Source organism: Rhizobium sp. BK661 (assembly GCF_024808825.1).
Taxonomy (GTDB): Bacteria; Pseudomonadota; Alphaproteobacteria; order Rhizobiales; family Rhizobiaceae; genus Rhizobium.
Genome location: NZ_JANTYT010000022.1, coordinates 40,562 through 65,519 on the forward strand (window position 1 = coordinate 40,562; position 24,958 = coordinate 65,519).

Below are 24,958 nucleotides of genomic sequence, written 5' to 3' on the forward strand. Positions count from 1 at the left end.
AAGTCTGTTTATCGGGCCTCATGTGCCGCCGGCCGCCCAATGCCGAGTGATCGCCGCAAGTGGCCGAATCCCTCATGGGGGCGAGCACCACGCTCGAGCCTCCCTTCGATTGACGTTTCCTGCTTTGTCCTCCGATCTTGGGTCGCGGCAAATTCACGCGCAGCTTGGATGAACGCTGTGAAAGCCGCTGGCGGATTCTGTAGTACAACGCTAGTGGTGCTAGAGAGGGTGGCCAGTCTCTAAGGACGCGTATCGCCGAGGAAGCCGGCTCAGCTATGACGCGGCGATCCAGGTGATCATGAACTCGCTTGGCGGCATACCGCTCGGACGACCGGCCAAGCCGGAAGAGGTGGCGGACCTGATCGCCTTCCTGGCATCTGATAGAGCGTCATCGATCACCGGCACCGAGCATGTGATCGACGGTGGGACCGTGCCCACCACCTAAAGCACGTGCGTACCGTACCGTTCGGTGTGTGGACATGACCTGTCTGAGCTACGGTAAATGTCACCAAAGGTCGCAAACGCCTCCGCGATTTGGCGAAGTGCTCGTGCATAGGCATCACTTGCCCCATTGGCCAAACGCCGGCCTGCGCAATGATGCGGCGGTGGGCCGTAGAGGCGCGTAGCCGCATAATGGTAACTTCTTGGTCTGTAAACCTGGCGCTCACATGACTGCAATGATGGCGGAAGTGATCATTGAGCTCACCTGTTCTGTGGTTGCAATTCCATCCGGGCCCCAACTCCGGTCAGTCTATTTCCGGCCGCGTCATAGAACCGAGAGCTCTGCGTTCTCCCTCTGGCCAATGGTGGCCATAGGAGAACTGAAATGGGTATCTCACAATACGATCCTGCTGCACTGGGTCGACCTGCTTGGAACGCAGGCAAGCAAGTTGGCGTCAAGAAGCCCCTGAAGCAGCGCAAGATCTGTGCAGTGTGCTTCTTTCTCGACCGAGAAGGAAGGATGCGAGATCGAGCGCGTTCGATCTCGCCATCGACAGCGAGCTCCGCGGCTGCGATTTGCCAAAAATCAAAATTGGGACCCTCGTCACGTGCCACGAAATTCGAACTCGAGCGATGGTCGTTCAGAAGACCGGCCGCACGGGGAGGAACAGTCGATGACTATGTCTCTCCCCAGTCGAGTCGACCACCCGATCATCTCAGCACACGGCAACACGCCAGACTGGTCGATGAGTGGGTCACTGGGATTTGGCTGCGTCGGCAAGATCACGGCACGCATTCCCTTCGACGAACGAAGGCTGCCTTGATCCAAGGCCAGTGGCAACCTCCGAGCGATCCAGATCCTGCTTGGCCATACCAAGATTACTCAGTGAGGTATCTCGGCGTTGACATAGACCTCGCCGAGCGCACGGAGATCTAAAAATTTGCAGCACCGTACCGGGCGATGCCGTTCGTGCATAATCGAGCGGCACCGTCGATTCGAGGAAGCGACTATGCGCCGGCATTTCAGCCGTTCGGACACGATGGCCAGGTCCCAAAGGCTGCCATCGCGTTGAGCGCAATAAAACCCGAAGATGGCAGCAACGCCAGCAATGCTGGCATGTCAATGGCAACAGGTGTCACCCGGCACTCCCGGGTGACAGGTTGAAGGCCGCGGTCCGGTCGATGTCGTCAAGACCTGATGAACGAGAGCAGGTCGGAGTTGAGGACATCCGCATGTGTGGTCAGCATGCCATGGGGGTATCCTGGATAGGTCTTCAGCGACCCGTTCCTGAGCAGGTCGACCGCACGCGGCACGGAACTCGCAAAGGGGACGACCTGATCGGCCTCGCCATGCATCACCAATACCGGCACGGTAATCTTCTTGAGGTCTTCCGTATAATCTTCCAGCCAAGAGTCGACAGTCGCGTAGTGAGCCAGGGCCCCCCCGGTCATGCCCTGACGCCACCAGTTTGCAATGATCGCCTCCGAAGGCTCGGCCCCGTCCAGGTTGTAACCGTAGAACGGGTTTTCAGGGACGAACCGGAAGAACAGCGAGCGGTTGCCAAGCACGCCCGCGCGGATCGCTTCGAACCACTCCGGCGGCTGACCGGATGGGTTGTCCTCGCTCCGGTACATGTTCGGCGTCAGGGAAGCGACGAGTACCGCCTTCGAGACCCGCTCCGGGTGGCGGGCGACATAGCGAGCTACCTCGCCGCCACCCGTGGAGTGGCCGATGTGGATCGCGCCGCGCAGGTTGAGGTGCTCAGTGAGGGCCGCGAGGTCGGCAACCCAGTGGTCCATGTCGTTGCCGGTGCCGGGCTGGTCGGACCGGCCGTGGCCGCGCCGGTCGTGGGCGATCACCCGGTACCCGGCCTGAAGAAAGAAGGTCATCTGAGCGTCCCAGTCGTCCGCCGACAGCGGCCAGCCGTGGCTGAAAACGATCGGCTGGCCTGAGCCCCAGTCCTTGTAGAAGATGTTTACGCCGTCCGTGGTAGTGATTGTAGGCATGGTCTCGCTCCATCCGTGCTGTTAACTCATTTAAAGTCATAATTGCTCAACTAGAGCCACTCACCCACGCGCGCTGAAATAAACAACGCAAGATTGTCAGGAATACCTCATCTTTCCTTTCGACTCGCGAGCGAAATACTCCGGTGAGGCGTGTTCGATTGTATCCCGAAATTGCGACATTGATTAAATCCTACTTTTATCAAAGACAAATACCTTGTACGTTCGAGCTATGCCTTGAAGGTATAGCGAAGACCCGATGGAACTGAGGCATTTGCGCTATTTTGTTGCTGTTGCGGAGGAGGGAAGCTTCCTGACCGCAGCCGAACGGCGGCTTCACACTTCCCAGCCTTCACTCAGCAGGCAAATTCGCGATCTTGAAACCGAAGTCGGTGTGAAACTGTTGGAACGGCAGTCGCGCGGCGTGACGCTCACCGCTGCCGGTAAAGTGTTTCTTGATCACGCGCGGCTGGCGTTGTTGCAAGTCGAGGCCGCTGCGGAAGGAGCCCGGCGGGCAGAACGGCCAGAAAAACAGTCGTTCGCTATCGGTTTTCTCGCAGGCCAAGAGGTCGTGTGGCTACCCCATGCATTGCGCATCATTCGTGAGGAAGCGCCGGGGGTTGATATTATATTGTCTAGCCAGTCTTCCCCAGACCTTGCTCTGGCACTGATGCGAGGCAAGCTGGACGTCGCTTTCCTTCGCCCCGAGACGCAGAGTCTTGGTGTCTCCTTCAAGTTTTTAGCTAAGGAGCCACTGATCGCCGTGATGCCGGCGGACCACCGCTTGACGTCGCGTAAAAAGATCCAGCCCCAGGACCTTGCGCGCGAAACTTACGTGAGTTCGGCTAGAATTTCTCCCGTATTGCAATCGGTAATCCAAGATTACGCGTCGAGCGTCGGGATCACACTCGAGGCAGAGTACGAAGGCGAAGGCCTACCATCAGCAATGTCGCTCGTCGTGTCTACAGGTGGAATAACGCTTATTCCGCTTTATGCGCAAAATATGCTGACTCCAAATGTCGTTGCTAGAGCACTTGAGGGTGTGCCTCCGACAATTGATCTCACCTTAGGATACAACGATTCAAATTCCTCACCTTTGCTCCGCCGATTTTTGTCTCGTTCTGATGAACTAGTCGCGAACGTACAGAATCAGAGCATCATCCGCTATGCTGAGGTTCCATAGTAGAGATCAAGCTTTGTCGGAGGGGCGCCGCATCCAGAACTGACGGACTGGTTTTAGGGACATATTCCTTTCGCCGATGTCGGTTTACAGTCGAATGCCGACTTTGTTCACGGACCCTGCCGACCGCAAACGATCAGGACTATGTTGAGATCAATCTTGCAGATATTGGCGCGGACTTTGTCGCGACCTCGATCACCTAGGCCGCCCGTTGCGGCTTGAAAGTGTCGATGCCGGTACGCCTCAAGACCTTGGTGCGTGAGATTGCCCCCGCGGCCGTCTGAACTTCTCAGATTGATGCTTCGCACTTGTTGCTGGAAGGTGATCCCGTCCCATGATGACGGCAATGGGCCGCCCTTAGATCTACAGAAATCGGTTCCGCCGTCAGTATTTGCGTTCGCTGTTGCTGTGGGGGCCCGTTATTCCTGGACCGGCCTAGAGGCTCATCTCACCCCGTGATGGGCCTTGTTGCGTCCGCACCCCTTGGTCACCGGCTCTCTGGTGTGTTTGCTTTGAGCGACGTAACGTTCGTTTCGTCGACTAAGAGCTTCCGCCCTCGACCTTCGTAAGAGAATGTCGCCCGCTTAAGCGCCCGTTTCAGAAGCTTTCGAGGCGTGTTGGCAACCCTATCGGCATGGACGAGAGGCGTCGCCATGGCGAGGGTCAAGCAGCTCCCACAGCTTTGACGACCTCCGGCGTCCGCCCAGACGCGCGGGAGCGCCAGCTGGTTGCCCTCCCTGAGCGCCTTGCCGACAACCGCGATCTTTCATGGCATGTGGCGAGATGCCGAATCTCGCGGACGCGATGCTGGCGCCGGTCGTGACGCCTGTCTGCAGGATTGACGCTGCAAGGCTTCGATCCCGAGCCGCAGCACGACTAAAGAGGGCACGGGAACTGTTGGTTACGCACATCGTTATTGTCGGACCATGGAGGACAAAATGTCGAACGTTTCGAAGACTGGTACCGACGAAGTCAACAATGCGACCAATCCCAATACATTTGGACGTTCAGTGGAGAGCCAGGCTCAAATCGCCGACGCTGCAGCGGCGGGGGCGTCCGGGGATGCTGGTGAGACGCTTCGAATCTATCGTCTGGAGCCGATCGCCGAGCCAGATGATCCGCGTTGGGGCAATTCGCCAGGACATGACGTAGTGATTGTCGCCGCAAGAACGGCGGGGGATGCGCGGATCGTCGCGGCGAGCCGTGAACTAGACTTCATGGAGGTTGACGCCGCGCCCGCAGATGACGTTACCACGGTCAACGCGAGCGCATTTCGCGACGACAAGCTCTACACGGTGATCGAGATCGACAGAAACCGCACCGATGTCTCGCGCGGCGTCTTGGAGGGGGAGATTTCGGTGGAAACGATCCGGCCAGTTCAGCCCGACTGACGATGGAAATAGCTCTTCAAACGAGTTAACTGGCGCTGCTCGAGGCCTCTCGCCTCGAGCGCTATCACGCACTGGACAGTGTTTAGGGCGCTTTCGAACTCGATGAATACTTCGTCCCCACTGAACTTGATGATCAGTCCGTGGTGAGAGGGTCAGACAGCGTTCCCATGGGCGTGCCTCCATGTGAATTCTCCTATCCGATCGAACCCGACCCCAAAGATGAGGTCGCTTTTCTTTCTCATGATTGGAAGGCCGCCAACATGGCAGCCTTAAACTTAAGATCTATAGGTCAGCAAAAGTTTGCCGGTTATTCCGCAGCCTGTGCCACGTCGTCACGATGATGAATTTCAGTCCCAAGGACCTTCAGGCACTCGCGAATGAACGCCGCAAGTGCCGTCCATCCCTTCGCCGAAACCATAGTTCCATCAACGAGTGCCTCCGTCGGCGACAGATCGACGTAGGTGCCACCGGCGAGTGTCACTTCAGGCTCGCAAGCGCCAAGAGCACCAACCCGCTTGCCGCGCACGACCCCGTCGACGGCGATCAGGATCTGGACCCCATGGCAGATCGTGAAGATAGGCTTCCGGGTCTCGTGGAAATGGCGAACCATCGCCTGGACGCGCTTGTCGGTGCGGATGTATTCAGGACCGCGCCCGCCCGCCGCGTAGACCGCGTGGTACTGATCAATTTGCGCCTCGGCTTCCGAGAAGGTCTTGTTGATCGTGAAAAAATGGCCGAGCTTCTCGGTGTAGGTCTGGTCGCCCTCGAAGTCGTGTAGCGACGTCTTGATCAGATCCCCTGCCTTCTTGTCCGGGCAGACCACATGCACCGTATGGCCGACCGCTTCCATCGCCTGCTGGTAGACGAAGATCTCGTACTCCTCGGTGAACTCGCCCGTCAGCATCAGTATCTTCTTGCCTGACATGATTTTACTCCTCTTAGGTCATGCGATGGGGCGGCGCTGGCCGCCCCGGTGACGTTGATAATCAGAACGGAGAGTCCGGGAAGTAGTATTCCTTGGCGTTCTCCTGGGTGATAAGCGGCGCATCCAGCTTGACCGCTCCACGCACAGGCGCCTGGCCGACGAGGTTGGCGACCGTCATGTAGATCGCAGTCTTGATCATGGCAGGCGGGTAAGGCGTCTCGACCGGGGTCATTGCGTCACCGTCGATGACCTTTTTGACGATGTCCTTCATACCGTTACCGCCGAGCGCCAGCTTGATGTCCTTGCGACCTGACTCCTTGACGGCCTCCAGTACGCCAAGCAGCATGTCGTCATCGTTTGCCCATACAGCATCGATCTTCGGGTACTTGGCAAGATAGTCCTGCATGAGTTTGAAGGCTTCATCGCTGTTCCAGTTCGCGTACTGGATGTCCAGAACCTTGAGATCGGTGCCCTTGATGGCATCCTGAAATCCTTGGATACGCTCATCGTCAATCACGGTCGGAATGCCGCGTAGTACGACGAGATTGCCTTTGCCGCCGAGCTTGTCGATCATGAACTTCGCCGTGTTACGGCCTACGGCGATGTTATCGCCCGCCAGATAAAGGTCCTGGATGGACGGGTCGTTAAGACCCCTGTCGACGACGGTGATGAACGTCCCCGAATCCTTGACGGCCTTCACAGGCGTGGTCAGTTCCTCGGACGTGTAGGGCAGGATGACCAGCGCATCGAGCTTGCGGCCTGCCGAGAGATCTTCAAGCGCGCTTACCTGTGCGGTTGCCGAGGGCGAGGTCTTGACGACGACTTCGACGTTGGGAAACGAAGCGTTGATTTCCTTGGCTGCCGCCTGAGCGTGATAAACGATACCTGCCGTCCATCCGTGATCGGCTGCGGGGATCGAAACCGCGACGACCTTCTTGTCGGCGGCAAATCCATGACTTGCAATGAACAAAGTACTCACGGCCGCGGCCGCTATCCATTTCGTAGTAGACATTCCATTCCTCCCAGAATTTGGACCGAAGACCGTGAACCCGTGTGGTCCTGACACGGATTATTTCGAAAACCTTTGAATGAGCATGGCGATAATAATGATGACGCCCTGGACACCAGCTACGAGGTATTCCGAGACGAAATCGGAAAGCACCATCAGGTTGGCGATGAGTTCAAGAATGACCGCGCCCGCGACCGTTCCCCAAATGTGTCCCTTGCCGCCCCGCAGCGCTGTTCCGCCGATCACCACCGCGGTGATGACCTGCAGTTCCCAAAGAACACCTGTCGTCGGAGTGGCTGCTCCGAGTCTCGGCACGTAGCAGATGGCGGCGATTGCAACGCAGGCACCCTGGATCGCGTAGGCGATAGTGCGGGTCTTAATGATCGAGATGCCGGAGTAGCGCGCGACGTCCTCGTTGGCGCCGACGGCTGCGCATTTGCGCCCGTACTTCATCTTGTAGAGGATGAAGGATGCGATCGCGGCAACTGCGAGCGAGATCACGATAGGCAGTGGTATACCTGCGACCGTCCCGAAATACACCGGACGGTAAGCGTCGCGTAGGCTCCGGTCGATCGGGATCGTGCCTCCGTCCGACATGTAGGTAATCAGCGCCCTGAAAATGCCCATCGTGCCGAGCGTGGCAATGAACGGCTCGATCTTCCCGACAGTGACGATCAGGCCATTCATGAGGCCGCAGAACAGTCCCACGGCTACAGCCACGACCATGCCAGCCGGGATTGCCGACACCCCCCACTCCGGGGCCATCCGGTTCATGAACATGATGGTGATTCCGGTGATGAACGCGGCCATTGATCCGACGGACAGATCGAGCCCACCCGAGGAAATCACGAACGTCGCGCCGACGGCGATGATGGCGATGAAGGCGCTTCTCGTGATGACATTGCCGAGGTTGGTCGCGGACAGAAAGTCCGGATTGATCGCAAAGCCGATCACCATCAGCACGGCCAAAGCGACAAAGGGTCCGACGTCGGCCCAGCCGATATTCCATTCCCGCTCCGGTCTAACCGAAGTGGAGCCTGTTAATACGGTCATCTTGTTCCTCCCTGAACACGTTCAGCGGCATCGCTCGTCGCCAAGAGCGCGACATTGTGTTCTGTCATCTCTTCGCCAGAGACCTCTCCTGCGATGCGCCCTTCCCGCATCACAAGGATCCGATCGCAGATGCCGATCAGTTCCTGCATCTCCGACGAGATGACGATGCAGGTCTTGCCCTGCGAGACCAGCAGCTGAATGAAGGCGTAGATCTGCGCCTTGTTGGCGATGTCGATGCCGCGCGTTGGCTCATCGATCACGACGATCGACGGTGCGGTCAGCAGTACCTTGGCGAGCAGCAGCTTCTGCTGGTTGCCGCCTGAGAGCTGGCCCGCCTGGACCCTCGTACTCTTGAGGCGAATATCGTATTGCTCGATTGCGTCAGCGAGCGCGGCCCGCTCGCGGCGACGGTGCATCAGGAGCCCGGGGTGAAAGCGACCGAGAGCCGATAACGTCAGGTTAGGCGCCAATCCTTCCCGCAGAAGAAGACCTTTTCCCTTTCGGTCCTCGGTCAAATACCCGATGCCCGCATCGAGTGCCGCCCGCGGCGAATGGATGTCGATGGGCTTGCCCAGCAACTCAACCACACCTTTTGCCGGGCGCAATCCCATGATGCCTTCGAACAGTTCCGTCCTACCGGCACCGATCATCCCGGCAAAACCCAGTATCTCGGACTTGCGCACCTGGAAGGACACGCCCTTGACGAAACCTGGCACCGAGAGGTCTCGAACAGTCAGTTCCACGCCGCTTGACGCCTTTACCCGCTTGGGCGGATAGAGCGCGGCGAGATCGCGGCCGACCATCAGGCGAGCCATGTCCATCTGGCTTAGGGTGTGGCCGGGATAGCTGCCAACCATCTTGCCGTCACGTAGCACCGTTACCTTGTCGGCCAGGCGTTGCACCTCATCGAGCCGGTGGCTGATGTATAGAATTGCGGTGCCTTGTTCTTTCAGTCGCATGATGATCGAAAGCAGACGCTCGACCTCTTCCTCGGTGAGGACTGCAGTCGGCTCGTCGAAGATCGCAAGCTTGTAATCGTCGAGAAGCGCGCGGGCGATTTGAACGAGCTGGCGATCAGCGAGCGATATGTTGCGCACCAGCGCGTTGGGTGACGCATCACAGCCGAGTTCGGAGAGCTTCTCCCTGGCGATACGACGCATGGCCTTGTCGTCGACCACGCCGTTTCGCATCCGCTCACGACCGAGGAACAGGTTTTCTGCAACGGTAAGCGCGTCAGCGAGCAGGATCTCCTGGTGGACAAGAACGATACCTGCCTGTTGAGCCTGCTCCGGCCTAGAGAACCGGACCGCACCATCGCTCATGGAAAGCGACCCGGTGCTCGGTTCGGCGTAGCCCGACAAGAGGCGCATGAAGGTCGACTTGCCAGCACCGTTTTCGCCGATGACCGCGTGGATCTCACCCGGGAAGATTTCGAGGGAGACATCAGATAGAACCGTAACTGGTCCGTACTGCTTGGAGACACCCTCGGCGCGCAGAACGGGAGCGCGCGCAACGCTGTGGGTCTCAGTCGCCGAGGCCCCTCCGTTTCGTTCCATGCTCACAACGCTCGACATCGGCGGCCTCTTAATCGAACGCGGGGAGCAGTCGGTCACGTGAGTGCTCGAGATGGACACGCATTGCCGCTTCGGCTGCGGAAGCATCGCCCGCAGCGAACGCGGTGATCAGAGCCTCATGTTCATCTAGAGCCTCCTCGGTGACCCGAGAGTGAAACATCAATCGGAAAATGTGAAAGTGCGTGTGTTGATGGTTCAGCGTCTCGCGAATGAGCTCGTTTCCAGCGATTTCGAGAATCTTGTCGTGGAAGAGCGCGTCCTGGCGAGCGAAGGTCGAATAGCGCAGTCGTTCGTCGCCGCCGTCCCGGCGGCCCATCACACCTGCGGCCTCTTTAAGTGCGGAGAGCTTGTGCTCATCCATGACAGATGCAGCCTTGGCTGCGCTCGCAGGCTCAAGCAGCAGACGGAGCTGATAGAGTTCATCAAAACGCCTGCGAGCGATCTGAGGCGCTGCGCTGTATCCGATGAGATGGGTCTTCACCACAAGCCCTTCTCCCTCAAGGCGACCGAGCGCCTCGCGGATAGGGGTTTGCGATACGTTGAGTTCACGGACGAGGTTATCGACGGTGATCCTTGCGCCTGGGGCAATCTTCAAGGACATCAACTGGGCGAAGATCGCGTCATAGACACTGCCTGCGAGGCTGTTGCTCCGCTGAATGAATCCACTTGGGTCGGGCGCTTCGTTCAACATCGTTATATTCCGGTCCTGCATTATTTTTTGCCTCTTGACACAAACCATCGCTAACACGATGCTCCGCGATATGCAATCCCATATCCTATAGGATTTTATATCGGAGATGTTGTGAGGGTAGATAAAGACGGCGCCATGGCGTTAGCAACACGCCTCCTTGCGGACCGCGGAACACCTGCGGCCCACGCTGCAATGCAGGCACGCGTGCTGGTGGAAGGGGAGCTGAAAGGCCATCCCTCCCATGGCCTGCAGCGGCTACCGCGTATCTTGTCCCGCATTGAGCGCGACCTTATCGATACATCGGCTGCGGGAATGCAAAACTGGCGCTCGTCCTCTTTCCTTGAGGTTGATGGCCAGAAAGGACTGGGACCGGTCGTCGCCCATGCCGCGCTCGAGCGGATCGCTGACAAGGCTCGTGCAACTGGCATTGCAGTTGCTGGCATCCGCAACTCCAACCATCTTGGCATGCTTGCGCACTACGTCGAATGCGTGGCCGATCGCGGCCAAATCGGCATTGCCATGTCCTCGAGCGAAGCGCTTGTTCACCCCTATGGAGGGACGCGCGCGCTCCTCGGAACCAACCCGCTCGCGATCGCTGTTCCCACGGCCGGAAGGCCGCTCATTGTCGATCTGGCAACCGGTCTCGTTTCAATGGGCAAGATCCACCATCATGCTGCCAACGGCGTCGCCATTCCGCAAGGTTGGGCTCGCGACAGCAACGGAAAGCCGACCACGGATGCCGCAGCTGCCACAAGGGGTTCGATCGCGCCTTTCGGCGATGCAAAGGGGTACGCTCTCGGGATAGCGCTCGAGCTCCTCGTCGCCTCGATCGCTGGTTCGGCGCTGGCTCCCGACGTGCGCGGCACGCTCGACGCCGACAATATCTGCAACAAGGGAGATGTGCTGATCGTCATTGACGTTGCTGCAGAGCCAGCCCTGGTCCGGCGCTTCAGTGACTATCTCGAGCGAATCCGAACTTCCATCCCCGCTGATCCTTTGCGCCCCGTCACAGTTCCCGGCGACGGCGCATCGTCGCGGTGTGAACAGGCGCACAAGGACGGAATCGAGATCAGCCCCAAACTGTGGGACGAGCTCAACGCACTTTCCTACTCGAACAAACCACTTGCCAGAGGACATCGACAATGACCCTTTTCGCCGCCATCCGGCTTCCCCGCGAAATTCTTTTCGGCAAGGGGCAGCGCCATGCTCTCCCCTCGGTTGCGACTAAACTAGGTCAACGCGCCCTCATCTGCACGGACAAACGGTTTGCTGGCACGCCCGTCTTCGGCGAGATCGTCAAGTCGCTGGAGGCTGCGAACATTGCAGTGCTGATTCATGATGGTGTCCAGCCTGACGTCCCCGCAGCTACTGTCTCGACATGCGTCGAGGACGCAAGCAGCTTTGATCCCGATCTGGTGATCGGGATCGGCGGAGGAAGTTGCCTTGATATGGCAAAGTGTGCGGCCCTGCTGCTCACCCACGGCGGAGCGTTGAAGGATTACTACGGCGAGTACAAGGTCCCAGGTCCCACTATCCCCGTCATTGCCGTGCCAACAACGGCAGGAACGGGATCAGAGGTCACACCCGTTGCGGTCATTTCCGACACCGACCGCACGCTGAAGGTCGGCATATCCAGCCCATATCTAATCGCGGCCGTGGCGATCTGCGATCCGGAACTGACGATGACCTGCCCTCCCGGACTGACCGCAATCGCCGGAGCCGACGCCCTGACCCACGCTATCGAGGCTTTCACCGCGGCTCGCAGAGGCACCGATCCCGCTTTGGCGCAAGAACACGTCTTTATCGGAAAGAGCGCCCTCACCGATCATTTTGCACTGTTGGCAATCAAGCTTCTGGGGCGCAGTCTCGAAAAGGCTTGCAAGGATGGCTCTGATGAAGAGGCCCGAGCCGATGTCATGATGGGAGCGTTGGCAGCGGGTTGTGCCTTCGGGACAGCAGGGACCGCAGCGGCTCACGCCGTCCAATACCCAGCCGGAGCGCTGACCCACACCGCGCACGGCCTCGGTGTTGCAACCATGATGCCGTACGTGATGAACTACAACAGGTCGGTTTCCACCTCCGAAATGGCCGATATCGCTGAAGCGCTTGGGCTTGATCGTGAGGGTGCCGATCCAAAACAGCTTGCCGTCGCCGCGATCGAGGAAATTCGCAGGCTGTTCGCAGCGATCGGTATCACCCCCACCCTTGCCGATCTCGGGCTGGCAGCCGACAAGCTCGATTGGACGGCAGAACAGGCCTTCGGCATCGACAGGCTCATCAAGAACAATCCACGGCCGTTCGATCTCGATGCAATGAAGCGTCTTGTAAGAGCAGCTTACGACGGCGATCTCGAAGCCTCCGCAATCTGAACATCGAGGGAAAACTCATGACCATTGCCCAGCAGATCCATGCAACCGAGTGCGAAACGCCGGACATCGACGCCGCTGCACGCGGGCTATATATCGACGGGTCATGGCGGCCGTCGCAGTCCGGTCGGCAAATCGACGTCGTCGATCCGTCGACTGGTGTCATTCTCGCAGCTGTGCCTGATGCGACAATCGAAGATGCCCAGGCATGCGTCGATGCCGCAGCGGCGTCCGCGCGTGCATGGCGTGCCACTCCGCCCCGCAAGCGATCCGAGATTTTGCGTCGCTGCTTCGAACTGATGGTCGAACGCTCGGAGATGCTGGCGACCTTGATCTCGTTGGAGAACGGTAAGGCGTTGCGTGACGCGCGCGGCGAAGTCGCCTACGCTGCCGAGTTCTTCCGCTGGAACGCCGAAGAGGCAGTACGCATCACAGGAGAGTTCGGCATCGCCCCATCAGGCACGAACCGCATCATCGTGGATTATCAGCCCATCGGGATCTGCCTGATGATCACGCCTTGGAACTTCCCCGCAGCGATGGCAACCCGCAAGATCGCCCCTGCCCTTGCGGCAGGGTGTACGGTCATCCTCAAGCCTGCCAGCGAAACGCCACTCACGGCCTACGCACTTGCGGCAATCTACGAAGAGGCTGGCGTGCCGAAGGGCGTCGTCAACGTTCTGACAACCACCAATCCCGGGCCTGTGACGGCACATGTTTTGGCAGATCCGCGTGTACGGAAGCTTTCCTTCACGGGATCGACAGGCGTTGGTAAACAACTGCTTGCAGCGGCAGCGAAGCATGTCATCTCGTGCTCAATGGAACTCGGCGGCAATGCGCCCTTCGTAGTCTTCGATGATGCCGATCTCGGTGCCGCGCTCGACGGGGCAATGATCGCCAAGATGCGCAATGCGGGCGAGGCATGTACGGCAGCAAACCGCTTCTACGTGCAATCCGGCATATACGACGCATTTGCCGAAGGATTGGCCAAGCGTATGGCCGCCTTAAAGGTCGGTCCGGGCATCAACGCCGAGACCGACTGCGGCCCGATGATCACTCGCAAGGCGGTCGAAAAAATCAGCCGCCTGGTTGACGATTCAAAAGGCAAGGGCGCGCGCGTTCTATGCGGCGGTGAGGCGCCGTCCGGGTCTGGTTTCTTCTACCCGCCGACTGTCCTTGCCGACGTCCCGGTAAACTCGGAGATGATGTCAGAGGAGATTTTCGGTCCCGTTGCACCGCTCTACCGTTTCCATGACGAGGAAGAAGCCATAGCGTGTGCCAACGATACGGAATATGGTCTTGCAGCCTATGTGTACACCCGTGACCTTGCACGCGGCCTACGCGTTTCTTCCGCCATCGAAGCAGGTATGATCGCCCTCAATCGAGGTTTGGTCTCCGATCCGGCAGCGCCGTTTGGCGGCGTAAAGCAGAGCGGGTTGGGGCGCGAGGGCGGACAGCACCATGGCATTGCCGAGTTCATGGAAGCCAAATATATCGCTACGAGTTTCTGAAGCGGAGTTGCTCTTATGGAAACCGACCCATTCCGGATCCGCGACCATGTCGCGGATTTCGATGCCATTGTTGGTGAGATCGTCGCGGCGAGTGCGAGGACGCGCGAAACCTTGCCAATGATACTGGACGTCGCATATGGCGACGGACCAGATGAGACGGTGGACATGTTCTTTCCTGCGGGTCCCCGTCAGAACCTTCCTGTCCACCTGTTTGTCCACGGCGGGTACTGGCGGATGTTCTCCAAGCGGGATTACTCTTGCATCGCCAACACCATCACTTTGGCGGGTGCTATCGCCGTGATTGTTGATTATTCCCTCATGCCGGGGCAGCGCATGGAGGTTCTTGTCGACCAAGTCGTCCGCGCCAAGGAATGGGTCGTCCAGCATATTGCAAGTTATGGCGGCGATCCCTTGCGTCTTTCTGTGAGCGGACACTCTGCGGGAGCGCATCTCGCGACGTTCACGTTCGAGGAGAGCGAAAAAGCATCCAGAGTTCAGGGCGCTTTCCTGCTCGGCGGCCTTTATGATCTTGCACCGCTCCAACAATCCTTCTTGCAGAGAGAGATAGCGCTGACCGAGGACGAGGTGTCTCGCTTCACACCACTTTTTCGACGGCATCGAGCAGATTGCCGAGTTTTAGTGGCTGTCGGCCAGGACGAAACACGTCCCTTTCATGACCAATCGGATGCTTTCATCAACCACGTTGCAGCCCAAGGCCTTTCGGCAACGCGTAACAAGATAACGGGTCGCAACCATATGAACTCTGTTCGCGACCTGGGAGTAGCGGGATCCGAAACGGGAGATCTTCTGATCAGCTTCATAAATTCTGGAGCTTGATCGTCGGATAGTTCTGTTGGCCCAAATTGCATATGTTGCCGGCAGCGCAGACGGGGCCTACATGAGGGTGGAGTACTTTTGTTTGCTGCCAGAAAGTGCCGCATTGCAAAGTCCGGGGATTGGTGACGCGTAAAAACAAAACGGCAATGCTAAGCTCAAGCGCGCGTTACATCAAGGTTCGAAAGACCGTCTCCGCGCGGGCAATTCTTGGAATGGCAACAAGTGACGGCCACATCGCTCAAGATGCTGACCCAGAAGGCGGGCTGCTCGAGGCAGCCTGTTCCGATCGTTTCGGATGGGTTTCAAACAGACGTCCGTGAACAAAAACATGCTGAGGCGATCCACGCTAGTCAGATCGACATCGAGATTATCCTTCGCGCGGATCGTTATCTGCCACGCTGTAAACGGACCAATATGGCCGAGCATCGGCTAGCCATGAACCGTCTCGACAGCGCCCTTTGGAGTAACGATGGCGAAGCGGCCAAAGAGTCGGCATGAGCATCTAATCCTCCAGCTTGCGCGAGATCGCCGTGGTGGTCCTCAGCTATTGTAGCGCGGGACATCAACTGCTGCCGCATGTCGCCGCCATGCGCTTGGCGTGGTTCCAGTCGCGCGACGGAAGGCTCGCGAAAGATGGGATTGATCGGCCAAGCCGCAATCCAATGCAATTTCGCAGAGGGAGGCGTTGCTTGTCAGCATCCTATGCTTGGCATGCTCGACCCGTCGCGAAACGATGTAGTTGTGGGGCGTCAAACCGAAGCTAACCTTGAACACCGCGGCAAAGTAGCTCTTACTCAACCGAACTAGACGCGCGAGGTCCTCAAGTGAGATTGGGCGGGATATCCGCTCATCAACGAAGCTCTTCAAACGGTTGATCTGCCAAGGGGCGAGGCCCCGCGTTGAGCCTTGTTTGCTTTCGACGCCGCTGGCTTTCAAAGGCCGCAGCAGGGTCGACGCTGCCTTGACGAGGTTGATGGTGATGGCCTCGTCCCGGTCGACGTAACTTGTGGCATGGAACAGCAAGCGCGAGACCTCGCGCAAGGTCTCGTGGCTGACATCGGAGAGGTCAAGAGAAGACGGTGTAGGTCGGGTAAGAGGCGTAGCGCCAGGCATCCATGATCTCCTTGGAGAGTTCGGCTGGCCCCATAGTGAGACGCAGGATGCGAGCAATGAATTGTACGGCCAGTGTATTTCCCTAGACGTTGGTATGGAACCGCTACGCCTCGGTATAGATTGTCGGGTAGGCATATAGGCGCGCCCATTGATGGAGCGAGAAATCCGATGCGCTTGCTCAGTGCGGAGTAGGGAGCCAGAGCCAAATGGCACTGCGAAACAGCATGCTCGCTTCTCCATAAACGGGATCATTTATACAAAGGTCCCTGGTGCTTTTGGCTTCCCGAACTACCGTGGCTCTCGCTGGGTGATGCTTCGGGGCTCTTCGACGTCGATTTGCGAAATGCCCGGAAGAAGGAGCTAGGCTCCGAATAGCCAAGCTGGGCTGCGATTTCGCCCGTCGCCTTCGACGGTGCTCAGCAGCATCTCGATTGCAAGATCGCGGCGTATGTCATCCTTGATGCTCGCGCATCGACCTCATCCGTCAGAGTGCAGCTAAAGGTGTCAGCGATGCGGCCAGCGCCGCCATCAGACCTTTCATTCTCTCTGATCGGCCCATCGGCGTGGAGAATGAAAGTGCCGGTGGCAGCTCCAATCGACTGCTGGTCTAATCCAGCCAATACCTAAGTTTAGTTACGTGATCGGCTGGACGGGTCTACCTTCGACTCCATCGCCTCACCCCTCATGAGGCGGGTAGCGCCCTCCCAGCTACCGGCTTCGGTGTTCCCTCCCCCTCCGCCGAAGCCGCGGATCCTCCCAAGATCCGCCAAGGCCGTCTCCATCCGCCCGGAGACGGCCTTCTTTTTCTGAAGCCGTGTCGGGCTTCATAAGCGGAAGCGGATATGGTTCGCTGCCACCATTGAACGTGCCAGCATATGATTCGGCGGCCGCCCTATTCATCAAGCACCGTCCGAACCAATATCCGGCGCTGGGCGAGATTGGCTTAAGGCCAACACCTACGGGAACAGTCCGCGACGCCCTATTCCTCAGTATAATGGGCCGGATGCACACCTGTGATAGTCTCTCTCGACTGATGCGCCTGCGGCGCCGAAGCAGCCCCGGATTTCAAGGAGATTCGACATGAAGGATCAGCGTCCAGAAGGTATCGAACAATACGAGCAACCGGCCGGCGGCTGGGGCGCGCTCAAGGCTGTCGCCAAAACGCTGGCTCACCAGCGGGTTGTGGCCCAAGGCACCATGACGCTACTGAGGGCCAATCAACCGGAAGGCTTCGATTGCCCTGGCTGCGCATGGCCGGATCCCAAACACACGTCGTCATTCGAGTTCTGCGAAAACGGCGCCAAGGCGATAACCTGGGAATCGACAGCCAAACGGTCTGGACCGGAACTCTTCGAGAAAAACACCGTTTCCGATTTTTGGAACTGGAGCGACCATGAGCTGGAAGACGCGGGGCGGCTGACAACGCCGCTGCATTACAACAGCGAGACCGATCGCTACGAGCCGATCGAGTGGGAGGCTGCCTTCAAACTCATCGGCGCAGAACTAAACAAGCTAAACAATCCAAACCAAGCGGAATTCTACACATCGGGTCGTGCTTCCAACGAAGCAGCATTTCTCTACCAGCTCTTCGTGCGCGCCTACGGGACCAACAACTTTCCAGACTGTTCCAATATGTGCCACGAGGCGACGAGCGTCGGGCTTCCGATGTCGATCGGAGTTGGCAAGGGCACAGTGACCCTGCAGGATTTCGATTACGCCGATGCGATCTTCAGCTTCGGCCACAATCCCGGGACAAACCATCCGCGCATGATGACGACGCTGCACGAGGCTTCGCGCCGTCGTGTTCCAATCGTCGTCTTCAATCCTCTGAAGGAGCGCGCGCTAGAACGCTTTGCCGCGCCCCAAGACCCGATCGAGATGATGACCCTCTCATCGACACCGATCGCGTCAGCCTATCACCAGGTCCGTACTGGCGGAGACCTGGCAGCGCTCAAGGGCCTGATGAAGGCCCTGTTCGAACGCGATGTGGCCGACATCGCGACGGGCGGCTCCGGGGTGCTTGATCGGACGTTCATCGAGGAACATACCGCCGGCTTCGATGCCCTGCGCGCGGATGTTGAGAACACGAGCTGGGATCAGATCGTCGCGATCAGCGGGCTGACGAAGGACGCCATCGAGAGTGCGGCCGAGGTTTACGCGAAGGCAAAAAACGTGATTGTCTGCTTCGGCATGGGCATCACCCAGCACGCCAATGGCACCGGCAACGTACAGCAGATCGCCAACCTGTTGATGCTACGCGGCAATATCGGCCGGCAAGGCGCCGGTATCGCTCCGATCCGCGGCCATTCAAACGTTCAGGGCGACCGCACCGTCGGGATCACCGAAAGCCCCAACAAAGCGCTCATCGACGGCATGGAACGAGCGTTCGGCTTTCGTCCGCCCGCGGAGAAGGGACACAATGCGATCGAGGCTGTGGAGGCCATCATCGCGGGTGAATCCAAGGCGCTTCTCTGCCTCGGCGGCAATCTTGCCGTCGCGATGTCCGACCCGGAGGCCACTTTCGAGGGCATGCGCAAGCTCGATCTAGCCGTCCACATCGCCACCAAGCTGAACCGGTCGCATCTTCTAACAGCCAAGACTTCGCTGATCCTGCCATGTCTTGGACGTACGGACCTCGACACGCAAGCCTCGGGCCCACAGGCTGTCACCGTGGAAGACTCCATGTCCATGGTTCACGCCTCGCGCGGTTTCTTGAAGCCTCCGAGTGAAGCGCTGAAGTCCGAGCCTGCAATCATCGCCAATATTGCGAAGGCGACGCTTGGCAATCGTTATGGCATCGACTGGGACGGCATGATTGCGGACTATGACCGTATCCGCGAGAAGATCGAAGTGGTGTTCCCCGACTTCCACGAGTTCAACAAGCGTGTGCGTGTGCATGGCGGTTTTCGCCTTGATGTCGCCGCCTCCTTCCGTCGGTGGAACACCAAAACCGGCAAGGCAAATTTCCTTGTTGCTCCGGGCCTCGATGAGGATCCGCTGATCAAGAACCCCGATGCTCTGGTCCTCACGACGATCCGCAGCCACGACCAGTACAACACGACTGTCTACGGTCTCGATGATCGTTATCGCGGCGTCTTTGGCCGCCGCGATGTGATTTTCATGAACAAGGACGATCTGGCCGGCCGCGGCCTCAAGGACGGCGACCGGATCGACATTCGTGGCCTCGTGGGAACTGGCGAGGCCACGCATCGCGTGCGTGGCTTCACGGCGGTCGAATACAATATCCCAAGAGGATCGGTTGCCGGCTACTACCCCGAGATGAACGCGGTCGTCTCTCTGAGCCACTATGACCGTATCTCGGGCACGCCGTCTTATAAGGGCGTTCCAGTGACGGTCACCGCGACCAGCGACGGCTAACCAGCGGATCGACTTCCGGAAAATTGTGCCCGCGACGCGTCTATTTCGAGCCGCATTTCATTGGAGCAGTGGCTTTGTGGGTGCCAGGCCACTGTTTCCATGGACCCAAACTTTTGGCTCATCCACGTACACTTACGTGGTCCGATCTGGGCAAGGTGCTAGGATCTCGTCATGCACCAGGAGTCCATTGCAAACTTTGCAAAGTCCAGCGAACACAAGGCAATGAACGTCAGGTTCTTCGCCTTTCTGGTCGGTGCCACGATGGTAGGCGGCTATATCGGCTTGGTGACATACTCGTGTTTGCCACCGGTATGCATGAGATCTACAATTTTGTGTGGCTCCCACTTGACAGCTTGACCGGCGGTTCGGTCTTTATGGTACGTGGCGATTGCGAGCTGCTCCACAGCGATGGCCACGTGGCTGGTGGAGACGCCCCTGCCTCTACGAGCAAGAATCTCCGCCGACCGAAACGAGCAGTGAAGCACCGGTCTGGGGCTGGTGGAATCCTTAGAAGCAGTAAAGTAATTTGCACCCGGACTCTGCCTGCAAGGCACCGGCCGAGACGCCATTGCTGCATCATTTGCCTGACCGGAAAAGCCTGTCGAGAGGCAGCTACTGGATTGAAAGAAATGCTATCATGCACGACCAGAACTGGCGTCGCTGCAAGGCGCGGATACATCGAACAACCACCAGTCCGGTTTACACCTATGTATAGGTTAGATGGGACCAGAAAGCGGGTAAGGTCTTGGCAGAAAAGACTGGGGGAAGGATGCCTGTACCGTCAATGATATTCCGCGTTCGCGATGTGGAGGGATCGGGTCAGAACCTGGTCTTCGCCTTGATTGCGATCGCGCTTGCGGCCGCCGTCTTCTACGTCGATACGTACACCGATATCGAGGGCGCCGTTGCGGTGCTTTATGTGGTCGTTATGTTGCTTGCGGTGCAAGCGAGTACCCGGGTGGGGCTGCTCGTCATCGCAGCCGTTTGTGCCGCCCTCACCCTTGTTTCCTACGTTGTGACACATGGGAAAGATGCCGACCTTCAGTCTACCGTACGCCTGGCCGTCGCACTCGCTGCGCTATGCGTCACGACCATGCTTCTCCTAAAGTCGGAGACGGCTCGCCTCGCGCTACTTTCCATCAATTCCGCGCTGAAGGAGAGCGAGGCAAGATATCGGTCGATCTTCGACCGCACCCGTGTTGCGTTGTGGGAGCGAGACTACTCGAAGCTGCGTGGCTATCTGATCGATGTCCGGGCACAGGGGGTTACCGACATCAAGGCGTATGCGCGCGCGAACCCGTCCGTCCTCGATCATTGTGTGGGTCTTATAAAAGTGGTCGCGGCGAACGAAGCAGCGTGCGAGATGCTGGGATCTGCCTCGGTCAGAAGCCCCCGCCGGTTCATCCTGCCGGGGCAGGAGAAGCTCCTTGACGTGTTTCAGGCGATCATGGACGGTGAACGGGTGTTCGAGGACAAGGTCGAAGTACTCGCCGACAATGGAGAGACGAAGCTCGTATTACTAAGCATCAGCTTCCCGGAAGACCCGGCCGCCTTCAACCGGGTCGTTGTCAGTATGGTCGACGTAACCCAGCGCGAAGTGGCTTTGAAGGCCCTGGCGGAAGCGCAGGCGGAATTGACGAAGGCATCGAAGGCAGCAACGGTTGGCGCGATGTCCGCATCGCTTGCGCACGAGCTCAACCAGCCGCTCGGTGCGATCGTGGTCAACGCGCAGACGCTCTTGCGGTGGCTAGATCGAGATCCACCAGATCTTGTAGCCGTACGCCGTTCGGCCGAGCGAATGATCCGCGACAGCCAGCGGGCGAGCGAGATCATACAAAACACGCGCGGTCTGCTTTCTCCAGCGAGCAATAAGCTCGAAACCCTCAACCTCGGCAGCCTGGTCGATGAGACCATGGCTCTGATGGAGCACGAGCTTCAGCGGAGCGGCACGACGGTGCTTGTCGATCAAAAGCCAGGCGTTCCGTCGGTCCTTGCCGTGAAGATCGAATTGCAGCAGGTCCTGATTAACCTGATCACCAACGCCGTTCAGGCAATGGATGAGGCCGGCTGCCCAGAGCGGATTATCAAGATAGCGATTGAGCGACCTGACATCGAGCACGTGTGCATCGCGTTGCGTGACTCCGGACCCGGGATCACCCAAGATGCGAAGGACAAGCTGTTTTCACCGTTCTTTACGACGAAGGCAACCGGCATGGGCATGGGACTGTCTATCTGCCGCAGTACCTTGGAGGCCCGTGGCGGAAAGCTCGACGGAACCAATCACCCCGAAGGCGGCGCGATATTCGAGATGCGCTTGCCGATAAAGCCGGAGTTGGAACATGCCTGACCTACGCAAATCGCAGAAGCAACCAGCCGGGCCTGTCGTCTTCATCGTCGACGACGATCTCTCCATGCGGGAAGCGCTGACAGACCTGTTCCGTTCGATGAAATTTGACGCCGAGGCATTCGAGAGCGCGGCGTCCTTCATGGAAACGGCGAACTTCAATCGTCCGGGCTGTATTCTTCTCGATGTCCGCCTGCCTGGTGTGAGTGGACTGGATTTCCAGACACAACTCGAACGCATCGGCAGCCAGATGCCCATCATCTTCATGACCGGCTTCGGCGACATTCCGATGAGCGTGCGGGCGATGAAGGCTGGCGCTGTCGACTTCTTGACCAAACCCTTCAAGGATCAGGACATTCTCGATGCCGTCGCGACGGCGATGGAGCACGATACCGCGCGCCGACGCCAGAGTGCGCAGAGTAAGGCCGTCGCATCGCTTGCCGGAAATCTGACTCCACGTGAGCGCGAGGTCATGGACGCGGTGGTCAAGGGGCTGATGAACAAGCAAATCGCCTACGAACTCGGGATCAGCGAGGTCACTGTCAAACTGCATCGCGGCAATGTCATGCGGAAAATGGAAGTTCGCTCGGTGGCCGAGCTTGTAAGGAAGACCGAAATGCTGGGCGAAGGCGTACGACCACCTGTATCTTAGTATGATATCTTTGAGTTGGGCATGAAGGCATAACAAGACTTAGAAAAGCAGCCAGAGAAGGCCCGTTCATTGCCCCCAATCCCAACCATAGCCGTCGTCGACGATGACCAGGCCATCCGTGAAGCCATGGACGATCTTGTCAGGTCCTACGGCTACGAGTGCCGGCTGTTCGCCTCGGCGGAAGAGTTTCTTGCTTTCGAACCGCGATCGGCCATTGATTGCATGCTTGTCGACGTGAAGATGCCCGGCCTCAGCGGGATCGAACTACAGGCTGAATTGAACAGGCATTCGCAGCGCCCCCCAATGATCTTTGTCACCTCGTACAAGGATGAGCGGACACGCAGCACAGCGATGAACGGCGGCGCTTTCGCCTTTCTTGGCAAGCCGGTCGATATCGAAAAACTGATCGGATGCCTCGAATCAGCGCTCGGCCACTGAGCGCTGAAAGTCAAACTGAAATTGCAGCTATTCTGCGCGGAACCATTTAGCGAAACGTCTCGCACGGCCCAGCAAATTAAACCGAGCGGTCGCGGCTGAGAAGCCCGGTGTTCTCACCGGAGCGACACCTTTTGGGGTACTCGGCGCACGCCGCTTCAGGCATACACCGAGGAAGCAAGCAAAGGAGACAGGACTGTGTCCTCATTCACGAACACCCATTTGTCCGAGCAAGACGGATTGCGGTCCCTGAGCGTCAGCCTGGTTAATCACCTGTCTCGCCGATCATACACATTGCGATGCGAGATTCGGCGTCACGAGCCTATCGAGACGATCGATACGACAGCTTTCGACAGGCGGCTTGAATCGCTGCGCAAGTCCATAGACAACGCCGCTTCTGGCATTTGACCTGTCGAACCGCGCCGCCGATTGCTTGATGACGGCGCCGCGCTTCGCCGCTCGCCTATGCAATAGTTGGTTGCTTGCTTATAGCCGTCCCCTCGACCACCGGTGAAAAAAATATATTCGGGGATACGCCTCCTGCCGTCTTGATCTCGGCGGTTACAGCTATGCCGGGAGAGAGGTAAAATGCATCATATTGCTTTCCGCGGTGCGGCTTGCCGACGCCGTCAGCGGCAAGGCATAGGCGCTTTCGCCACACGGGTTTCCGATTTTTGGGACACCTCGTCAATTATACGGGCATCGCGAGGAGAATGGTCGCCAGGGAACCGGACCGGTTGAATAGCGCCCGCGCTTCGCCAGCTGCTAGTCTGCAACTATCTAACGGACCCAACGCTACTGACTGGGTGGCTGTCTCAACTGTTACTTCGCCAGAAATCACGACGTAGATTTTCTCAACGGCCGCATCCTTCAGGGAGGTTCGCGCACCAGGCAACAGGTGCGACAGGCCAATCCAGATGGTGTCGGTGTTCGTTGCTTCCTTCCCCTGAAGGCGCAGGCATTGCATGTCATAGTGCTCGGCCGCCTCGTAGGGCCGAGCTTCCTTGTACCGCGTTACTTGCATGTCGGCTGTCTCAGGGCTTAAACAATACGCGGTCGGCCGTTCCGCGCAGGACAGACGTATATGCCTTGGCCGCGTCACTGAGACCGTAGCAGGTGGCCGGATTGATCGGGAAAGGCTTCAACAGACCTTCCTCGAATTTCCCCTTCAGCCGGTCGAAGATGCGGGCGCCGTCGACCGATGACAGGGCCAGCGTATCGATGCCGATATACTTGTGCCGACCACGGAAGAAGTTGAAGATGTCAAACGGTACGGCGCGATCGAAAGTCGAGATGAAGATCTGCCGCGCCTGCTTGGCCATCGCCTTGTTGGCCAATTCAAAATACGGACTGCCGACGGTGTTGAAGACGATATCAGCTCCGTGGCCGTTGGTCCGCTCGCGAACTATGGCCGCCACGTCATCCTTGCTGCTGTCGAGCATTTCCACCGGGCCGTTGGTATGGCCGATTAGCGGCTGGGCGTTATATTCGACCGCAAAGACTTTGGCGCCCGCCAGGGTCGCGAGCTGGATAGCCGCCTGGCCGACCTTGCCGTTGCCGCCGCATACAAGGACGACATCAGTTGGCTGAACGCCACCGGCCTCGCGCAGACCTTCGTACGCCGTGATAAAGGGAACGCCGATGGAGCCAGCCTCCTCCATGGTGAAATTGGCGGGTTTTTGCCGCACAGCCTTCTCATCAAGCACCATCCATTTGGCATGGCTGCCGTCCTGGCTGATGCCCAATTCGCCGCCACCGCCCCAGATTTCCATTCCGACCATGTGTTTTGGCCCTTCGCGCACGATGCCGCCGAAATCGCGGCCGGGTGTGCGCGGCCAGATGGCATGGGGCATGTGCCCAAGCGAGGCCTTCACATCGCTCGGGTTGACACCTGCCGCGATGATTTCGACCAGTACCTGCCCTGGACCAGGCTGCGGCACGCCAACATCGGCGACCTCGATCTGAAGGTTATCAAGATCGGGCGACGGACCGCTAACCCGCAGCGCCTTGCCCAACTTCGTGTCAATCTGGATGTTCATAGTGTTGTCCTTTCTGAG

20 protein-coding genes and 3 pseudogenes are annotated in these 24,958 nt (G+C 58.5%); 13 read left to right on the top strand and 10 right to left on the bottom strand.

Annotated elements, in window-relative coordinates:
• Positions 1-295 precede the first annotated feature (295 nt).
• A pseudogene (locus tag FHX16_RS26960) lies at positions 296-445 on the top strand (SDR family oxidoreductase); the annotation flags it as partial.
• A gap of 381 nt (positions 446-826) precedes the next feature.
• A pseudogene (locus FHX16_RS26965) lies at positions 827-1,378 on the top strand (integrase).
• 251 nt (positions 1,379-1,629) lie between these two features.
• On the opposite strand, the gene FHX16_RS26970 reads toward FHX16_RS26965, so the two are convergent.
• Positions 1,630-2,448: an alpha/beta fold hydrolase gene (locus tag FHX16_RS26970; RefSeq protein ID WP_183864034.1), complete on the bottom strand. Its 819-nt coding sequence runs from the start codon at positions 2,446-2,448 to the stop codon at positions 1,630-1,632.
• Between the two features lie 256 nt (positions 2,449-2,704).
• Here FHX16_RS26970 and FHX16_RS26975 point away from each other — a divergent pair, with 256 nt between their 5' ends.
• Together FHX16_RS26975 and FHX16_RS26980 are read left to right on the top strand one after the other, a co-directional pair.
• On the top strand, positions 2,705-3,628 hold the full coding sequence (locus FHX16_RS26975; protein WP_183864033.1) for a LysR family transcriptional regulator: 924 nt from the start codon (positions 2,705-2,707) through the stop codon (positions 3,626-3,628).
• A 935-nt stretch (positions 3,629-4,563) separates the two neighbouring features.
• Positions 4,564-5,016: a hypothetical protein gene (locus tag FHX16_RS26980; protein ID WP_246720187.1), complete on the top strand. Its 453-nt coding sequence runs from the start codon at positions 4,564-4,566 to the stop codon at positions 5,014-5,016.
• 307 nt (positions 5,017-5,323) lie between these two features.
• On the opposite strand, the gene FHX16_RS26985 is transcribed toward FHX16_RS26980, so the two are convergent.
• From FHX16_RS26985 to FHX16_RS27005, 5 genes are all read right to left on the bottom strand, one after another.
• Positions 5,324-5,941, bottom strand: a complete 618-nt coding sequence (locus tag FHX16_RS26985) for a DJ-1/PfpI family protein (RefSeq protein WP_183864031.1) — start codon at positions 5,939-5,941, stop codon at positions 5,324-5,326.
• Positions 5,942-6,002: 61 nt separating this feature from the next.
• On the bottom strand, positions 6,003-6,953 hold the full coding sequence (locus tag FHX16_RS26990; RefSeq protein WP_183864030.1) for a substrate-binding domain-containing protein: 951 nt from the start codon (positions 6,951-6,953) through the stop codon (positions 6,003-6,005).
• A 57-nt stretch (positions 6,954-7,010) separates the two neighbouring features.
• Complete coding sequence (locus FHX16_RS26995; protein ID WP_183757841.1) at positions 7,011-8,003, bottom strand: ABC transporter permease; 993 nt, start codon at positions 8,001-8,003, stop codon at positions 7,011-7,013.
• Positions 8,000-9,577, bottom strand: a complete 1,578-nt coding sequence (locus FHX16_RS27000; protein ID WP_405049328.1) for a sugar ABC transporter ATP-binding protein — start codon at positions 9,575-9,577, stop codon at positions 8,000-8,002. Before FHX16_RS27000 ends, FHX16_RS26995 begins: the two co-directional genes overlap by 4 nt.
• A 10-nt stretch (positions 9,578-9,587) precedes the next feature.
• The gene (locus FHX16_RS27005) at positions 9,588-10,268 is read right to left on the bottom strand and encodes a GntR family transcriptional regulator (protein WP_183757838.1); all 681 of its coding nucleotides are present in this window, start codon (positions 10,266-10,268) and stop codon (positions 9,588-9,590) included.
• Between the two features lie 111 nt (positions 10,269-10,379).
• Between FHX16_RS27005 and FHX16_RS27010 the strand changes: the two genes are divergently transcribed.
• The 5 genes from FHX16_RS27010 to FHX16_RS27030 all read left to right on the top strand — a co-directional run bounded on the left by FHX16_RS27010 (position 10,380) and on the right by FHX16_RS27030 (position 15,477).
• On the top strand, positions 10,380-11,414 hold the full coding sequence (locus FHX16_RS27010) for an Ldh family oxidoreductase (protein ID WP_183864029.1): 1,035 nt from the start codon (positions 10,380-10,382) through the stop codon (positions 11,412-11,414).
• Positions 11,411-12,637: an iron-containing alcohol dehydrogenase gene (locus tag FHX16_RS27015; protein WP_183864028.1), complete on the top strand. Its 1,227-nt coding sequence runs from the start codon at positions 11,411-11,413 to the stop codon at positions 12,635-12,637. Before FHX16_RS27010 ends, FHX16_RS27015 begins: the two co-directional genes overlap by 4 nt.
• A gap of 17 nt (positions 12,638-12,654) precedes the next feature.
• Entirely contained in the window at positions 12,655-14,142 is a 1,488-nt protein-coding gene (locus FHX16_RS27020) for an NAD-dependent succinate-semialdehyde dehydrogenase (protein ID WP_183757832.1), read from the top strand.
• Between the two features lie 15 nt (positions 14,143-14,157).
• Positions 14,158-14,979, top strand: coding sequence for an alpha/beta hydrolase (locus FHX16_RS27025; RefSeq protein WP_183864027.1), 822 nt, complete (start codon positions 14,158-14,160; stop codon positions 14,977-14,979).
• Between the two features lie 222 nt (positions 14,980-15,201).
• Positions 15,202-15,477, top strand: coding sequence for a hypothetical protein (locus tag FHX16_RS27030; RefSeq protein ID WP_183864026.1), 276 nt, complete (start codon positions 15,202-15,204; stop codon positions 15,475-15,477).
• 42 nt (positions 15,478-15,519) lie between these two features.
• Here FHX16_RS27030 and FHX16_RS27035 read toward each other — a convergent pair whose 3' ends face one another.
• Together FHX16_RS27035 and FHX16_RS27040 are read right to left on the bottom strand one after the other, a co-directional pair.
• Complete coding sequence (locus tag FHX16_RS27035; protein WP_183864025.1) at positions 15,520-16,092, bottom strand: AraC family transcriptional regulator; 573 nt, start codon at positions 16,090-16,092, stop codon at positions 15,520-15,522.
• A 248-nt stretch (positions 16,093-16,340) separates the two neighbouring features.
• Positions 16,341-16,560, bottom strand: a pseudogene (locus FHX16_RS27040) (helix-turn-helix domain-containing protein); the annotation flags it as partial.
• A 612-nt stretch (positions 16,561-17,172) separates the two neighbouring features.
• Between FHX16_RS27040 and FHX16_RS27045 the strand changes: the two are divergent.
• The 4 genes from FHX16_RS27045 (at position 17,173) to FHX16_RS27060 (ending at position 22,904) form a co-directional block, all read left to right on the top strand.
• Complete coding sequence (locus FHX16_RS27045) at positions 17,173-19,470, top strand: FdhF/YdeP family oxidoreductase (protein WP_183864024.1); 2,298 nt, start codon at positions 17,173-17,175, stop codon at positions 19,468-19,470.
• A 784-nt stretch (positions 19,471-20,254) separates the two neighbouring features.
• Complete coding sequence (locus FHX16_RS27050) at positions 20,255-21,817, top strand: sensor histidine kinase (RefSeq protein ID WP_259131369.1); 1,563 nt, start codon at positions 20,255-20,257, stop codon at positions 21,815-21,817.
• Positions 21,810-22,466: a response regulator transcription factor gene (locus tag FHX16_RS27055; protein WP_183864023.1), complete on the top strand. Its 657-nt coding sequence runs from the start codon at positions 21,810-21,812 to the stop codon at positions 22,464-22,466. Before FHX16_RS27050 ends, FHX16_RS27055 begins: the two co-directional genes overlap by 8 nt.
• A gap of 69 nt (positions 22,467-22,535) precedes the next feature.
• On the top strand, positions 22,536-22,904 hold the full coding sequence (locus FHX16_RS27060; RefSeq protein ID WP_183757819.1) for a response regulator transcription factor: 369 nt from the start codon (positions 22,536-22,538) through the stop codon (positions 22,902-22,904).
• A 688-nt stretch (positions 22,905-23,592) separates the two neighbouring features.
• On the opposite strand, the gene FHX16_RS27065 is transcribed toward FHX16_RS27060, so the two are convergent.
• Together FHX16_RS27065 and FHX16_RS27070 are read right to left on the bottom strand one after the other, a co-directional pair.
• Entirely contained in the window at positions 23,593-23,925 is a 333-nt protein-coding gene (locus FHX16_RS27065) for a cupin domain-containing protein (RefSeq protein ID WP_183864022.1), read from the bottom strand.
• A 10-nt stretch (positions 23,926-23,935) separates the two neighbouring features.
• Positions 23,936-24,940, bottom strand: coding sequence for a zinc-binding alcohol dehydrogenase family protein (locus tag FHX16_RS27070; RefSeq protein WP_183864021.1), 1,005 nt, complete (start codon positions 24,938-24,940; stop codon positions 23,936-23,938).
• Positions 24,941-24,958: the final 18 nt, after the last annotated feature.